Below are 13826 nucleotides of genomic sequence, written 5' to 3' on the forward strand. Positions count from 1 at the left end.
CTATAGAGTCGAAAACCCACCACGCAAATCCCCACTGCGCGCCAGGAAGCGCCCCGGTCGCTGACCGTTCGCTTGGCCATCGCTGTAGCTCAATACGCCGTTGACCCACACGCCGTCAATGCCTTGCGCCGCCCGCTGTGGCTCATTGAAATCCGCCACATCCCGCACCCGCAACGGGTCGAACAACACCAGGTCGGCCCAGTGCCCTTCACGAATTTCACCACGCTCGGATAACCCAAAACGCGCTGCCGACAAGCCGGTCATCTTGTGCACGGCGGTGTGCAACGGGAACAACCCGACATCCCGGCTGAAATGTCCCAGCACCCGTGGAAACGCCCCCCACAAGCGTGGGTGTGGAAACGGATCTTCGGGCAACCCATCAGACCCCACCATCGACAATGGATGCGCAAGGATGCGTCGCACATCCGCTTCATCCATCCCGTAGTACACCGCCCCCGCAGGCTGTAGACGACGAGCGGCGTCCATCAACGAGACGTCCCATTCGCCGGCAATGTCCTGCAAGTCGCGCCCTCCCACTTCCGGGTGCGGCGTCGACCAGGTAATCGTGATGCGAAACGCTTCGGTCACCTGCTTGAGGTCCAGGGTCGAAGAACTGGCCGCGTAGGGATAACAATCACACCCCACCGGGTGGGTGTTCGCCGCTGATTCCAACGCTGCCAACAGCTGCGGACTACGCCCCCAGTTCCCCGCGCCCGCACATTTGAGGTGGGAAATAATCACCGGTACCTGTGCGTGCCGGCCGATCAGAAAAGCCTCGTCCATGGCCTCCAGCACCGGTTCGAATTCGCTGCGCAAATGGGTGGTGTAAACCGCACCGAAGGCCGTGAGTTCTTCACTCAGTTGCAGCACCTCATCGGTCTCGGCATTGAACGCGCTGGCGTAGGCCAGGCCGGTGGATAAACCGAGGGCGCCGGCCTCGAGACTCTCGTGCAACTGCACACGCATGGCGGCGATTTCATCCGGTGTGGCGGTGCGATGCAGGTCGTCCATGTGGTTACTGCGCAGCGCCGTGTGACCGATCAATGCCGCGACGTTGACCGCTGGATGAGCGCTTTCAACGGCGCTGCGATAGTCGCTGAACCGGGGATAAACAAACGCCGCAGCGCTGCCCAACAAGTTCATCGGGTCCGGCGGATCGCTGCGCAAACTCACCGGTGAGGCGCTGATGCCACAGTTGCCGACAATCACAGTGGTCACACCCTGGCTGAGCTTGGGCAGCATCTGCGGCTGGCGGATGACCACCGTGTCGTCGTGGGTGTGGACATCGATAAAGCCTGGCGCCAGTACACGGCCAGTCCCATCGATTTCATGCAAGGCCACCGCCGTCGACAAGTCACCGATCGTCTCGATGCGCCCGTCACGCAGCCCCACATCGGCGACAAACCCTTCGGTGTTGCTGCCATCGATGATCAGCGCCTGGCGAATCAGCGTGTCGTACGTCATGTCAATCTCCAAGCGGCAGGCGGTCAGGGCCGCCGCGATAATCGTCGAGGGCCAGCTTGATCCGGCGCAAGCGTTCCTGGTTGTCGTCGGGCAGGGCCAGCGCCAGTTCGGTGGCGAGCAGGTCGATGGCCAGCAGCATGCCGTAGCGCGCCGCCGTGGGTTTGTAGATAAAACTGGTTTCGGCCGGTTGCAGCGGCAGCAGCACATCCGCCAACTGCGCCAGGGGTGAGTCGGCCAGGGTGATGGCGACGATGCGCGCGTCGTAGTTGCGTGCCAGCGCCACCACATCGAGCAACTCAGGGGTGAGGCCCGTGAGCGAGCAGACAATCAGCGCGTGTTCCGGCCCCAGGGTTGCCGCCGTGACACGCATCATCACCGGGTCGTGGCTGGCGGCAATCGGGTAGCCCAGGCGAACCAGGCGCACCTGCAATTCATCGCTGCACAAACTCGACGGCCCGCCCATGCCGAACGCGTGGATCATCCGCGCCTTGCCCAGCAGGTTGACCGCATCGACAAAGCTGGCCTGGTTGAAACCCGACAAGTGCTGGCGCAACGTCGCTTCGATATCGCCGAGAATCTGCCGATGAAATGCCGACTGTTCAGGCAGCCCTGCCGGGTCCAGGAAGCGGCTGCCGACGCCGCTGGCCTGGGCCAGTTGCAGGCGCAGGTCGCGCAAATCCCGGCAACCGACACTGCGGGCAAACCGCGACAACGTCGCGGTACTGACCTCGGCCCGTTGGGACAGCTCTTCCAGGCTGGCCGAGGCGGCAAAGCCCACATCCTCCAGCATCAGCCTGGCGATACGCCCTTCGCCGGCGCTGAAGGAATCCTGACGGGCGCGGATCTGGTAGAGGATGTCCATGAAGGCTCCGGGTTACAAAATACAGGACAGACCGTAAGTCAGACCGAAGGCAACCACAGAGATCAGCGTCTCCAATACGGTCCAGGTCTTGAAGGTCTGGATCACCGTCATATTGAAGTATTCCTTGATCAGCCAGAAGCCGCCGTCGTTAACGTGGGAAAAGATCACCGAACCCGCGCCAGTCGCCAACACCAGCAATTCCGGGTGTGGATAACCCAGGCCCAGGGCGACCGGCGCAACCACGCCGGATGCGGTAGTCATGGCCACCGTGGCCGAACCTGTGGCGATGCGCATCAAGGCCGCAAACAGCCACCCCATCACCAGCGGCGACAACTGAAACGCGTGGGCCAGGCCGAGGATCTCATGAGTGACGCCTGCATCCACGAGGATCCGGTTCAGGCCACCGCCCGCGCCCACCAGCAAGGTGATGCTCGCGGTCGGCGCCAGGCATTCATTGGTGAACCTGAGGATCGACTCACGGTTGAAGCCCTGCGCCAGGCCCAGGGTCCAGAAACTCACCAGGGTTGCCACTAGCAGCGCAATCACCGAGTTGCCGATAAACAGCAGAAACTGATTGAAGCCGCTGCCCGGGGTGGAGATCACGTTGGCCCAACCGCCGATCATCATCAGCACCACCGGCAACAGGATGGTGCCCATGGTCAGCGTAAAGCTCGGCAAACGCTCACGAGGTTCACGCTCGATAAACTGGCGTTCCAGCGGGTTTTCCGCCGGCAGGTGAATACGCGGCACGATGAATTTGGCGTACACCGGGCCGGCGATGATCGCCGTGGGTATACCGATGAGGATCGCATAGAGCACGGTCTGCCCCACCGACGCGTTATACGCCAGCACGGCCATCATCGCCGCCGGGTGCGGCGGCACCAGCGCATGCACCACCGACAGGCCGGCAACCATCGGCAGGCCGACCATCAGGATCGACACCCCCACGCGCCGCGCCACGGTAAAGGCGATTGGCACCAGCAGCACAAAGCCCACTTCGAAAAACAGCGGCAGCCCCACCAGGAAGGCGATGCACACCATGGCCCAATGGGCATTACGTTCGCCGAAACGGTTGATCAGGGTGCGCGCCACCTGCTCGGCGCCACCGGACTCGGCCATCATCTTGCCGAGCATGGTGCCCAGCGCCACGACCAGGGCGATATGCCCCAATGTTTTGCCGACGCCCGCCTCGTAGGAGCCCATGATGGTGTCAGCCGGCATCCCGGCCATCAGCGCCAGGCCGATGGACACCAGGGTGATGACGATAAACGGGTTGAGCCGGTAACGTGCGATCAGCACGATCAAAGCAATGATGGCGATGGCAGCGTATGCCAACAGCCCGAAGCCCGGTGATGCGGCCATGCGGTACTCCTCGGAAAGGGTCACGTCGAATTGGTTGTGAAACTCATAAATCATTACCGAGGAGCATTTTCAAATTTTATGAAAGTAACTTTCGCCCACGGATAAGCGCTGTCGCGTTGGGGTATGCCCAAGGGCCGTGCATGAAAATCCGGGGGGTGTTCTTACATGAAGATCAGAGAAGGCTGGAAACTCAACGAATACCCTTGAGTCATAGAATGCACATCCACCGTTGCCAGGAAAATCGAGCATGATTCGTACGACACTCGCCGCCGGCGCCCTGCTTCTCGCCGTGTGCGGCACTGCCGCCGCCGACAACCCGGCGCTGAAAAAATGCATGGACGGCGCCAACACCACTGCCGACATGGTCAGCTGCAACGTCAAGGAAACCAAGGTGCAGGACACGCGCCTGAACAAAGCCTACAAAACCGCCCTCGCCGCCCAGGAAGGCAACCGCAGGCAGCAACTGCAGGACCTGCAGCGCCTGTGGATCAAGTACCGTGACGCCAATTGTGCCTTCGCCGGCTCGGCTACTGGCGGCACCATCGACCAGGTCAACGGCACCGGCTGCGTGCTGGACATGACCCAGACCCGCGCCCAGGAACTGGAAGACCTGGTCGGGCCATAAAATCAGTCGTGATGCACCCTCGCACGCTTGAGCAGCTTCTTGCAGCGTTCGGACAAATGCAGCACGCGCAAATGCTTGCCGGCCTTGCTGTAGCGCTCGCGCAGGGTCATCAGCGCGGCAATCGCCGAGTAGTCGACAAAGCTCAGGTGACGACAATCCAGCGTCACCTGGGCGGGGTCGTTGGCCGGGTCGAACTGATTCAGGAACGGCGTCGTCGAGGCAAAGAACAGCGTGCCGTGCAGGCGATAGAGCTTGCTGCCATCCGCTTCCAAATGCGCATCGGCGTACAGCTCACGGGCCTGTTGCCAGGCAAAGTTCAGTGCTGCGATCACGATGCCGCACAGCACGGCGGTGGCCAGGTCGGTGAACACCGTGATCACGGTCACTGCGATGATCACCAGCACATCATTGAGCGGCACCTTGTTGATCACCCGCAGGGACGCCCAGGCGAAGGTCTGCTGGGACACCACGAACATCACCCCCACCAGCGCCGCCAGCGGGATCCGCTCGATCAGCGGTGACAGAAACAAAATAAACAGCAGGATCATCACCCCGGCGAACACCCCGGAGAAACGTCCGCGCCCGCCGGAGCTGAGGTTGATCACGGTTTGCCCGATCATCGCGCAACCGCCCATGCCGCCGAACAGGCCCGAGAGCATATTCGCCGCGCCCAGGGCCACGCTCTCGCGGTCAGGATAGCCACGGGTCTCGGTGATTTCGTCGGTGAGGTTCAGGGTCAGCAGGGTTTCCAGCAGGCCGACCATGGCCATCAGGAACGCATAAGGGGCGATGATGCCGAGGGTTTCCAGGGTCCAGGGGATCTGCGGCAGCGCGAAGGTCGGCAGGCCGCCGGCGATGTGGGCCATGTCGCCGAGGGTACGGGTCGGCAGGCCGAGCAGGTACACGGCCAGGCCCACGCCAAGGATCGCCACCAGGGCCGGCGGCACCGCACGGGTGATGCGCGGCAGCAGGTAGACGATGGCCATGGTCACCAGCACCAGGCCCGTCATCACGTACAACGGCATGCCACTGAGCCAGCGTTCACCGTTTTTGAAATGTTCCAACTGGGCCAGGGCAATGATGATCGCCAGGCCGTTGACGAACCCCAGCATCACCGGGTGCGGCACCATGCGCACCAGCTTGCCCAGGCGCAACAGGCCGAACGCAACCATGATCAGCCCGCCCAGCAGCACCGTGGCCAGCAGGTATTCCACGCCGTGCTGCACCACCAGCGCGACGATCACCACCGCCATCGAGCCTGCCGCCCCGGACACCATGCCCGGCCGGCCGCCGAACAAGGCGGTGAGGGTGCAAATGATAAAGGCGCCGTACAGCCCCATCAGCGGGTTGAGGTGAGCCACCAGGGCAAAGGCGATGCACTCGGGCAGCAGCGCGAAAGACGTGGTGAGGCCGGCCAGGGCATCGGCGCGCAGACGGGTGAGGTTCATGAGGTACCAGGGCATTGCGGGGGATAAGGCGGGGAATGGTACGGAATTGAGCGCGGTGGGGCCAGATTTTTAAGGCAAGCACACACCCTGTAGTGAGCGGGCTTGCCCCGCGTTGAGCTGCGAAGCAGCCCCAAAACCATTCACCGTATTTCTGTCTGAATGTATGCGATTACTGACAGGGGGCCGCTTCGCAGCCCGACGCGGGCAGGCCCGCTGGCCACAACTAAACGGCGGAAAACTTAGACCATCTCCTGACGAATCCACTCCACCACCGACGTACGCTTCGGCGCCCAGCCCAGCAACTCGCGGGCATGCCTGCCACGCACGCGGCTGTTGGAGCCCAGGCCATAGTTGGCCATTTCATAGCCCCACTCGGCCTCAGCCTCGGCCAATGGCCAATCCTGCGGCCGGCCCAGGTTCAGGGCTTGGGCAATCGCCGTGGTCATGTCGATAAACGAGGCCTCGCCGCTTTCCACAAAGTAGAAGGTGCCCGGCACGTTGCGGGTCAGTGCCAGCAGGTACAGCGCCACCACGTCTTCAATGTGCACGTTGGACCAGATGTTCTGCCCGGTGCCCACATGGCGCACCACGCCGCTCTTGCGTGCCTGCTTGAGCAAGCGCGGCAGTTGCACGCTGTCGCGCTTCACACCGAGGCTGTGGCCGTAGATCAGGGTGTTGCAGATCACTGCTGAGTTCACGCCGTCTTTTGCGGCCGCCAGGATCAGGTTGTCGATGGCCACGCGGGCAGCCTTGTCGACGGTCGGCTCCGGCAGGCTGTCTTCGAAATAGATGACATCGCTGGACTTACCGCCCGACGCATCCCCCACGATGCTCGAACCGCTGGTGTGCAGGCATGGCTTGTCCGAACCTTTCAGTGCGGCCAGCAGGATTTCCACCGCGGCACGATGGTCGCTGCTCGCGGCATTGATCACTGCATCGGCTTTGTGCGCTTGCTCGGTCAACACAGCAGCATCGTCGAGGGTACCGATCACCGGGTTGATGCCCAGGGCGGTCATTTCTGCCGCTTGCCCGGCGCTGCGTACCAGGCCGGTAACCGTGTGACCGGCCTTGACCAGGCCGGTGGCGATGGAACCGCCGATAAAACCGGCTGCGCCGGTAATGAATACGTTCATGGAGAGTGCTCCTGACGGGGTAAGTGATGGGTCCATTGTTACGGACTCATCCCTGACGAATAAGCCCGCACCGCCCAATTCACTCTTGCGTGAGGGTCACGAATCAGCAGGCATACCGCGCCAGCTTGGCCTGGATAAAGTCCAGGAAGCACTGGATGCGCAGCGCCAATTGCGAGTTGCGGTAGAACACCGCGTGGATCGGTTGGCGATACCCGCTGTTGAACGCCTCCAGCACCGGCACCAGGCGCCCGGCATTGATGTCTTCGACGGTCATGAAGTTCGACAGGCAACAAATGCCCTGCCCTTCCAACGCCAACTGGCGCAGGGTTTCACCACTGGACGCGGCCACGCTGGGCTCGATCAGCCAGCGGTCACCTTCCACATGGCGCAGCGGCCAGTGGTTGAGGGTTTCGGTCTGGGTAAAGCCCAGCAGGGCATGGTCAGCCAACTCGGCGACGGTCGTCGGCGTGCCGTACTGCTTGAGGTAGTCGGGGCTGGCGAGGATATGCAGCGGCGTACAGCCCAAGGATCGCGCATGCAGGGTGGAGTCGGCCAGGGCACCGATGCGAATCGCAATATCGGTGCTCTGTTCCAGCAGGTCGATGATCAGGTCATCGCTGTTCAGCTCCAGTTGGATCTGCGGGTACAAACGGCGGAATTCGGCGATGTAGGGCACGATCCCATGCAGCATGAACGGCACGGCGGCATTGATGCGCAGGCGCCCGGCGGGGTTTTTCTGGCGTGACGACAGGCGCTCTTCCAGCTCGTCCATCTGCGCCAGGATCAGCTTGGCCTGCTCGAAGAAGTACTTGCCCTCCTCGGTCAGGTCCATGCGACGCGTGGTGCGGTTGATCAGCGTGGTCTCAAGCTTGGCTTCCAGGCGCGACAGGGTGCGGCTGACCGCCGACGGCGTCTGCCCGACCTGCTCCGCGGCGGCGGAAATCGAGCCGCACTCAATCACGCTGACGAAGATCTGTAGCTCATCGGATCGGGCTTTCACGGGCGGTCCTCGTTATCGGTGTACCGCAGCTTACACCGAGAGGTTGAACACCCGCGCCAGATGCTGTTCGTAGCGCGCCACATCCACCTCGATGGCCGGGCGTTTCATCACGTCCACGCACAGGAAGGTCGGCAGGCCGGTCATGCCGAGGAACTCGTTGGCTTTGTGGAACGGGAAGTACACCGCATCCACGCCCTTGGCTTCGAAGAAGTCGGTCGGATCGTCGAAGGCTTGCTGCGGTGCATTCCAGGTCAGTGACAGCATGTAGTGCTTGCCCTGGACCAGGCCACCGCTGCCGTATTTCTGCGAGGCGTCGGAACGGGTGCGACCATCGCTGGCATACAGGCTGCCGTGGCCTTCGGTGAAGACTTCGTCGATGTACTTCTTGACGATCCAGGGCGCGCCCATCCACCACCCGGGCATCTGGTAGATGATCACATCGGCCCAGAGGAATTTGGCGACCTCTTCGGCCACGTCGTAGCCTTCGTCGATATGGGTGACCTTGACGTCGATACCGCCTCGGTCCAACACCGCCAAGGCGGTGTCATGCAGGGTGGCGTTATAGCGGCCGTCGGAGTGGGCGAATTTTTTACCGCCGTTGAGCAGGAGTACTTTTTTCATGGGAGGCATCCAGAAGGTTGAAAATGTCCGGACGCAGACTATCCACCTCGGCCCTTCGGAATAAGCGGCCACCGGGCAAAATACCTTTGACCACAAGGAACGAATGGATCGCTAATTGTTAACCGCCGATCAGCAAATGCCCGCCCAGCAGTGCCATGCCGATAAAAAATACCCGCTTGAACAGCACCGCACTGATGCGCTGGCGCACCACCTGGCCCAGCCACATGCCCAGCAGCGCCGGCACCAAGGCCAGCAACGAGGCGTTGATTGCGCCAGCGCCCAAGGTGCCGCGCCAGGCCAGACCGGCGGCCAGGGCCAGGGTCGATACCGTGAACGACAACCCCAACGCCTGCACCAGTTGATCGCGGTTCAATCCCAGCGCCTGCAGGTATGGCACGGCAGGAATCACAAACACACCGGTGGCCGAGGTGATAAGGCCGGTGATCAGCCCGCACACCGGTCCCAGCCAACGCTCGGTCCGGGCCTTGACCTTGAACGTGGGCAGGAACAGTCCGCTCAGTGCATACACCAGCAAAGCGGCGCCCAGTGCGCGCACCACCCATTGCCCGCCGTCCATCCCCAGCCACACCGTGCCCAGCCCGGTGCCGAGGAAAATCAGCAGCAACATCGGCCATAGCCGCCGGAGCAACGCACTCAGGTGCCCGCCGAATGCCAATTGCCACAGGTTGGTGACGGTCGAAGGGATGATCAGTAATGCCGCTGCCTGCGCCGGTAGCATAGCCAGGCCGAGCATGCCCATGGCGACGGTGGGCAGGCCCAGGCCGATAACCCCCTTGACCGTACCGGCCAGCAGGAAGGTGCCGATCACCAGCAAGGTAAGGGCGGGGCCGAGGTTCTGGTAAAACGCGAGGAAGGTATTCATGGGCAGAGTGTGCGACTTTTCGATGCGCTCGAAAATTCGCCATATACTGAGGCAGCCTCTTGTTTTGCGTGATCCTGAGGCCCGTCCACTCCCTCGAGCCATCAGCCATGCACTTTGACCTGATCGACCTGCGCCTCTACCTGCACACCCTCGACACCGGCAACATCACCGCCGGCGCGGCCCGCAGCCATTTATCCCTGGCCGCCGCCAGTGCCCGCATCCGGGCGATGGAGGCGTCGTTGGGCATCGAGTTTCTCCAGCGTGGACGTCGCGGCGTCACCCCCACACCGGCGGGCAAAGCCCTGGCCCGTCACGCCCGCCTGTTGTTGCAACAGGCCGAGCACCTGCAACAGGACCTGGCGGAATACGCCAACGGCGTCAAAGGCCAGGTGCGCCTGCTGTGCAACACCACTGCGCTCAGCGAATACCTGCCGGAACTGCTCGCGGACTTTCTGCGCGAACACCCCAACCTCGATATCGACCTGCAGGAATTGCCCAGCCTGCGCATCACCCAGGCCTTGCGCCAGGGCACGGCGGAGTTGGGGATCATCTCCGACGCCGTGGACACCCACGGCTTGCAGACCTTGCCCTTTCGCGACGACCCGCTGGCGCTGATCATGCCGCACGACCATCCCCTGGCGGGCGGCACGGTGAGCTTTGTCGACAGCCTGCAATACGACTACGTGGGTCTGGCCGCCGCCAGCGCCCTCGCGGTGTACCTGGAAGAACAGGCACTGCACGCGGGCTTTCGTGTGCAGACGCGTATCCGCGCCGAGGGTTTTGACGGGCTGATTCGCATGGTGGCCCGCGGCGCCGGCCTGGGCATCGTGCCCCTGGCGGCGTTGGCGCGCTGGCCAGCGCCGCGCCGCTTCATCGCCCAACCGTTGCAGGAAGAGTGGGCTTGCCGAACGCTGCTGTTATGCGCGCGTTCGTTCGAACAATTGCCGGGTTACGCCAGGGCCTTGTTCGATGCCTTGGTCCTGCCCTTGCGGAAAAACCCGTAATACACCGCCGACAGGATCAGCAGGAACGGCACGCCAAACACCAGGGTCATCTTGAACGCTTCGGTGAAGTACGTGGTGATCATCACCGCGCCCATCAGCACCAACCCCAATAACGTGCTGTAGGGAAACAGGCGCAACTGGAACGACAGCTTCGCGCCGCCATGACGCTTGCGATAGCGCCGGAAGAACAGGTGCGTGAGGAAGATCATGAACCAGGTGAAGATCGCGCCAAACATCGAGATCGCCATCATCAGGGTGAACGAACTTTCCGGGTACACCAGGTTCAACAGCGTCGCCAGGGCGATGCCCGAGCTGGACAACAGCAAGGCATTGAGCGGAATGCCGCTCTTGCTCAAGGCCCCCATGGACCTGGGCGCAAAGCCGGCGCGGGACAGGCTGAACATCATGCGCGTGGTGATGTAGAGCTGGCTGTTCATCGCCGACAAGGCCGCGATCAGGATCACGAAATTCATCACCCCGGTGGCGCCGGGAATGCCGATGGTCTGCATCACCGTGACGAACGGGCTCTGGGCCTGGCCGGCCTGGTTCCACGGCACGATGGCGAGCATCAGCGCCAGGGTCAGCAGGTAAAACACCACCAGCCGCACGATGGTCGCGCGAAAGGCTTTCTTCACGGCCTGCTCCGGGTCCGCCGCTTCACCGGCGGCCACGGCGATCATCTCGACGCTCAAGTAGCTGAAGATCGACACGATCACGGCAATCCACATGCCGCTCACGCCATGGGGGAAAAACCCGTCGTGGGCCGTGTAGTTCTGCACCCCGTATTGTGGGTTGCCGGAGCCGAACACCACGTACACCGCGAGGATGATGAAGCCGACGATGGCGCTGATCTTGATCGTCGAAAACCAGTATTCGAAGTTGCCGAAAGTCTTGACGCTGATGGCGTTGAGCAGGATCAGCACGCTGGAAAACGACACGATCCACACCCATTCCGGCACGTGGGCGAACCAGTACTTCATGTACATCGCCACCGCCGTGACCTCGGCCCCCACCGCCAGCACAATCGCCGCCCAGTAGGCATAACGCACCAGAAACCCGGCCAGCGGGCTGATGTAGAACTCGGCATAGGCGCCGAAAGAGCCCGAGGTGGAATGGGCCACCGTCATCTCGGCCAGGCAGCCCATCAGCAGCAAGGTGATCAACGCGCCGATCGCGTAGCTCACCAGCACGCTGGGCCCGGCGTAGCCGATGGCATAGGCGCTGCCCATGAACAGCCCGGTGCCGATGGCGCCACCGATGGCGATCATGCTCATCTGGCCGGAAGTGAGCTGGCGCCTCAGGCCCAGTTCGCGGTGGGTGATCTCGGCAAAGCCGTGGTCGGGTGTGCTCACGTGGTGTGCCCCTTTATTATTGTGGTTGTACTGTCTAACCGTTGTCACAGATCCCCTGTGGGAGGGGGCTTGCCCCCGATAGCGGTGGATCAGCAAAAATTTAAGTAACTGACACACCGCCATCGGGGGCAAGCCCCCTCCCACATTTTCTCCGGCGTTTATTCAGGTAACGCTATGTCGGACCTTGAATTGCGGTTGGTCCCAGGTGCAGTTGTCGAGAATCTCACCGAGGATTTCCACCGCGTCCCACACCTCGCTGAAGCTGGTGTACAGCGGCGTAAACCCAAAACGCATGATGCGCGGCTCGCGGTAATCACCGATCACGCCACGTGCGATCAGGGCCTGGATCACCGCATAGCCTTCCGGGTGTTCGAAGCTCACATGGCTGCCACGCCGAGCGTGTTCACGCGGCGTGATGAGCACAAGGTTGTGGGCGGCGCAGCGGCTTTCGACCAACTCGATAAACAGGTCGGTCAGCGCCAGGGATTTGCTGCGCAGGCGGGCCATGTCGGTCTGTTCAAAAACTTCCAGGCCGCATTCCACCATCGCCAGCGACGTGATCGGCTGGGTGCCGCACAGGTAGCGGGCGATGCCAGCACTCGGCGCATAGCTGGATTCCATGGCGAACTGCCGGGTATGCCCGAACCAGCCCGACAGCGGCTGGTGCACCAGGTCCACCAACGCCGGGTTGACCCACACGAACGCCTGGGAACCGGGTCCGCCGTTGAGGTATTTGTAAGTGCAGCCAATCGCATAGTCAGCACCGGCCTCGTGCAGGTCGATGGGCACCGCGCCGGCCGAATGCGCCAGGTCCCAGATGCTCAGCGCGCCGCATTCATGGCTCAAGGCGGTGAGCGCCTGCATGTCGTACATGTAGCCGGTCTTGTAGTTGACGTGGGTGAGCATCACCACCGCCACGTCGCCGTCGATGGCCCGGGGCAGTTCATCCGGGCTGTTGACCAGGCGCAGGGAATAGCCCTGTTGCAGCAACTCGGCGAGGCCCTGGGCGATGTACAAATCGGTGGGGAAGTTGCTCGCTTCGCTGACGATCACCTTGCGCGCCGGCTCACGTTGGCGCTGCACGCTCAAGGCGGCGCTGAGCACCTTGAACAGGTTGATCGAGGTGGTATCGGTGATCACCACCTCTGCGTCCCGCGCCCCGATCAGCGGCGCCAGGCGGTTGCCCAGGCGCTGGGACAAGTCGGCCCAGCCGGCGCTGTTCCAACTGCGGATCAAGCCATTGCCCCACTCTTGCGCGATGACCGCCTGCGCCCGCGCCAACGCCGCCACCGGACGCGCACCGAGGGAGTTGCCGTCCAGGTAGATAACGTCCTGCGGCAAGGCGAACTGCTGACGTAGCGGCGCCAGCGGGTCCTGGGTGTCGAGGGCTTGGCAATGGCTGCGAGGGGTCATGGGCTGTCCTGGTTTTTGTCAGTGAGGATGCAGCAAATAATGAACGAAGATTTAAAGAATTTTCGTGCAAAGTGGTGGGTAACAGGCTAATTAAGCTGTAGGAAATTCGAATTTAACCCCTAAATACGCGGATTTATTCTAACCATGATCCTTGACGCCACCGACCTGCGCCTCCTGCATTTCCTGCAACAGGATGGCCGTATCAGCAACCAGGAACTGGCGGAAAAAGTCGCGTTGTCGCCCTCTGCCTGCCTGCGTCGTCTACGCCTGCTGGAGAGCGAAGGGATTATCAGCGGCTACCGTGCGGTGTTGAATGCCGAGCAGTTGGGGATTGAACTGGAGGCCATCGTCCACCTGTCATTGCGCCAGGATGTGGAGGATTGGCATGAGACGTTTATCAAGAAGGTGCAAGGCTGGCCGGAAGTGGCCAGCGCCTACGTGATCACCGGCGCCAGCAACTATGTGCTGCGGGTGCAGGCACGCAACCTCAAGCACTTTTCGGACTTTATCGTGAACCACCTGAACCGCACGGCGGGGGTGATGGATATCCGCTCGGAGATTGTGCTGCAGAAGATCAAGGATCGGGATGAGGTGCTTGATCTGGTGGTACGCAAATAGGAGCAGCGCCATCGGTAAAATGTGGGGGGCAAGCCCCCTCC

Annotated in this window: 13 protein-coding genes; 3 read left to right on the forward strand and 10 right to left on the reverse strand. The window is 62.2% G+C overall.

Annotation, left to right across the window (positions count from 1 at the left end; all coding sequences use genetic code 11):
- The 3 genes from B9N88_RS29030 to B9N88_RS29040 are packed head-to-tail and all read right to left on the reverse strand — an operon-like array spanning nt 1 to nt 3688.
- A complete protein-coding gene (locus B9N88_RS29030; RefSeq protein WP_027607655.1) occupies nt 1–1464 on the reverse strand; it encodes an N-acyl-D-amino-acid deacylase family protein in 1464 nt (487 codons plus the stop codon).
- Nucleotide 1465: 1 nt separating this feature from the next.
- Nucleotides 1466–2326, reverse strand: coding sequence for a MurR/RpiR family transcriptional regulator (locus B9N88_RS29035; protein ID WP_027607656.1), 861 nt, complete (start codon nt 2324–2326; stop codon nt 1466–1468).
- Between the two features lie 12 nt (nt 2327–2338).
- Nucleotides 2339–3688, reverse strand: a complete 1350-nt coding sequence (locus B9N88_RS29040) for a GntT/GntP/DsdX family permease (RefSeq protein ID WP_223841626.1) — start codon at nt 3686–3688, stop codon at nt 2339–2341.
- A gap of 247 nt (nt 3689–3935) precedes the next feature.
- Here B9N88_RS29040 and B9N88_RS29045 point away from each other — a divergent pair, with 247 nt between their 5' ends.
- Complete coding sequence (locus B9N88_RS29045; RefSeq protein ID WP_027607658.1) at nt 3936–4313, forward strand: lysozyme inhibitor LprI family protein; 378 nt, start codon at nt 3936–3938, stop codon at nt 4311–4313.
- A gap of 2 nt (nt 4314–4315) precedes the next feature.
- Here B9N88_RS29045 and B9N88_RS29050 read toward each other — a convergent pair whose 3' ends face one another.
- The 5 genes from B9N88_RS29050 to B9N88_RS29070 form a co-directional block, all read right to left on the reverse strand.
- Nucleotides 4316–5761, reverse strand: coding sequence for a SulP family inorganic anion transporter (locus B9N88_RS29050; RefSeq protein ID WP_027607659.1), 1446 nt, complete (start codon nt 5759–5761; stop codon nt 4316–4318).
- A 239-nt stretch (nt 5762–6000) separates the two neighbouring features.
- On the reverse strand, nt 6001–6894 hold the full coding sequence (locus tag B9N88_RS29055; RefSeq protein ID WP_027607660.1) for an NAD-dependent epimerase/dehydratase family protein: 894 nt from the start codon (nt 6892–6894) through the stop codon (nt 6001–6003).
- A gap of 103 nt (nt 6895–6997) precedes the next feature.
- The gene (locus B9N88_RS29060; RefSeq protein WP_027607661.1) at nt 6998–7894 is read right to left on the reverse strand and encodes a LysR family transcriptional regulator; all 897 of its coding nucleotides are present in this window, start codon (nt 7892–7894) and stop codon (nt 6998–7000) included.
- 30 nt (nt 7895–7924) lie between these two features.
- Nucleotides 7925–8515, reverse strand: coding sequence for an NADPH:quinone oxidoreductase MdaB (locus B9N88_RS29065; RefSeq protein ID WP_027607662.1), 591 nt, complete (start codon nt 8513–8515; stop codon nt 7925–7927).
- Between the two features lie 118 nt (nt 8516–8633).
- Nucleotides 8634–9398 (reverse strand): sulfite exporter TauE/SafE family protein, encoded by a 765-nt coding sequence (locus B9N88_RS29070; RefSeq protein WP_027607663.1) that lies wholly within the window; start codon nt 9396–9398, stop codon nt 8634–8636.
- Between the two features lie 107 nt (nt 9399–9505).
- Between B9N88_RS29070 and B9N88_RS29075 the strand changes: the two genes are divergently transcribed.
- Complete coding sequence (locus tag B9N88_RS29075) at nt 9506–10402, forward strand: LysR substrate-binding domain-containing protein (RefSeq protein ID WP_027607664.1); 897 nt, start codon at nt 9506–9508, stop codon at nt 10400–10402.
- On the opposite strand, the gene B9N88_RS29080 is transcribed toward B9N88_RS29075, so the two are convergent.
- Nucleotides 10348–11754, reverse strand: a complete 1407-nt coding sequence (locus B9N88_RS29080) for an amino acid permease (RefSeq protein ID WP_027607665.1) — start codon at nt 11752–11754, stop codon at nt 10348–10350. The genes B9N88_RS29075 and B9N88_RS29080 overlap by 55 nt on opposite strands.
- A gap of 162 nt (nt 11755–11916) precedes the next feature.
- A complete protein-coding gene (gene kynU / locus B9N88_RS29085) occupies nt 11917–13167 on the reverse strand; it encodes a kynureninase (protein WP_027607666.1) in 1251 nt (416 codons plus the stop codon).
- 144 nt (nt 13168–13311) lie between these two features.
- Between kynU and B9N88_RS29090 the strand changes: the two genes are divergently transcribed.
- The gene (locus B9N88_RS29090) at nt 13312–13785 is read left to right on the forward strand and encodes an Lrp/AsnC family transcriptional regulator (protein WP_003176072.1); all 474 of its coding nucleotides are present in this window, start codon (nt 13312–13314) and stop codon (nt 13783–13785) included.
- Nucleotides 13786–13826: the final 41 nt, after the last annotated feature.

This window comes from Pseudomonas sp. LAMO17WK12:I1, assembly GCF_900177315.1.
In the GTDB taxonomy this organism is placed as follows: domain Bacteria; phylum Pseudomonadota; class Gammaproteobacteria; order Pseudomonadales; family Pseudomonadaceae; genus Aquipseudomonas; species Aquipseudomonas marginalis.

Bases quoted from the DNA above. Each gene is read 5' to 3' on its own strand.
- B9N88_RS29030 (WP_027607655.1), bottom strand. From the start codon at position 1,464: ATGACGTACGACACGCTGATTCGCCAGGCGCTGATCATCGATGGCAGC.
- B9N88_RS29035 (WP_027607656.1), bottom strand. From the start codon at position 2,326: ATGGACATCCTCTACCAGATCCGCGCCCGTCAGGATTCCTTCAGCGCC.
- B9N88_RS29040 (WP_223841626.1), bottom strand. From the start codon at position 3,688: ATGGCCGCATCACCGGGCTTCGGGCTGTTGGCATACGCTGCCATCGCC.
- B9N88_RS29045 (WP_027607658.1), top strand. From the start codon at position 3,936: ATGATTCGTACGACACTCGCCGCCGGCGCCCTGCTTCTCGCCGTGTGC.
- B9N88_RS29050 (WP_027607659.1), bottom strand. From the start codon at position 5,761: ATGAACCTCACCCGTCTGCGCGCCGATGCCCTGGCCGGCCTCACCACG.
- B9N88_RS29055 (WP_027607660.1), bottom strand. From the start codon at position 6,894: ATGAACGTATTCATTACCGGCGCAGCCGGTTTTATCGGCGGTTCCATC.
- B9N88_RS29065 (WP_027607662.1), bottom strand. From the start codon at position 8,515: ATGAAAAAAGTACTCCTGCTCAACGGCGGTAAAAAATTCGCCCACTCC.
- B9N88_RS29070 (WP_027607663.1), bottom strand. From the start codon at position 9,398: ATGAATACCTTCCTCGCGTTTTACCAGAACCTCGGCCCCGCCCTTACC.
- B9N88_RS29075 (WP_027607664.1), top strand. From the start codon at position 9,506: ATGCACTTTGACCTGATCGACCTGCGCCTCTACCTGCACACCCTCGAC.
- kynU (WP_027607666.1), bottom strand. From the start codon at position 13,167: ATGACCCCTCGCAGCCATTGCCAAGCCCTCGACACCCAGGACCCGCTG.
- B9N88_RS29090 (WP_003176072.1), top strand. From the start codon at position 13,312: ATGATCCTTGACGCCACCGACCTGCGCCTCCTGCATTTCCTGCAACAG.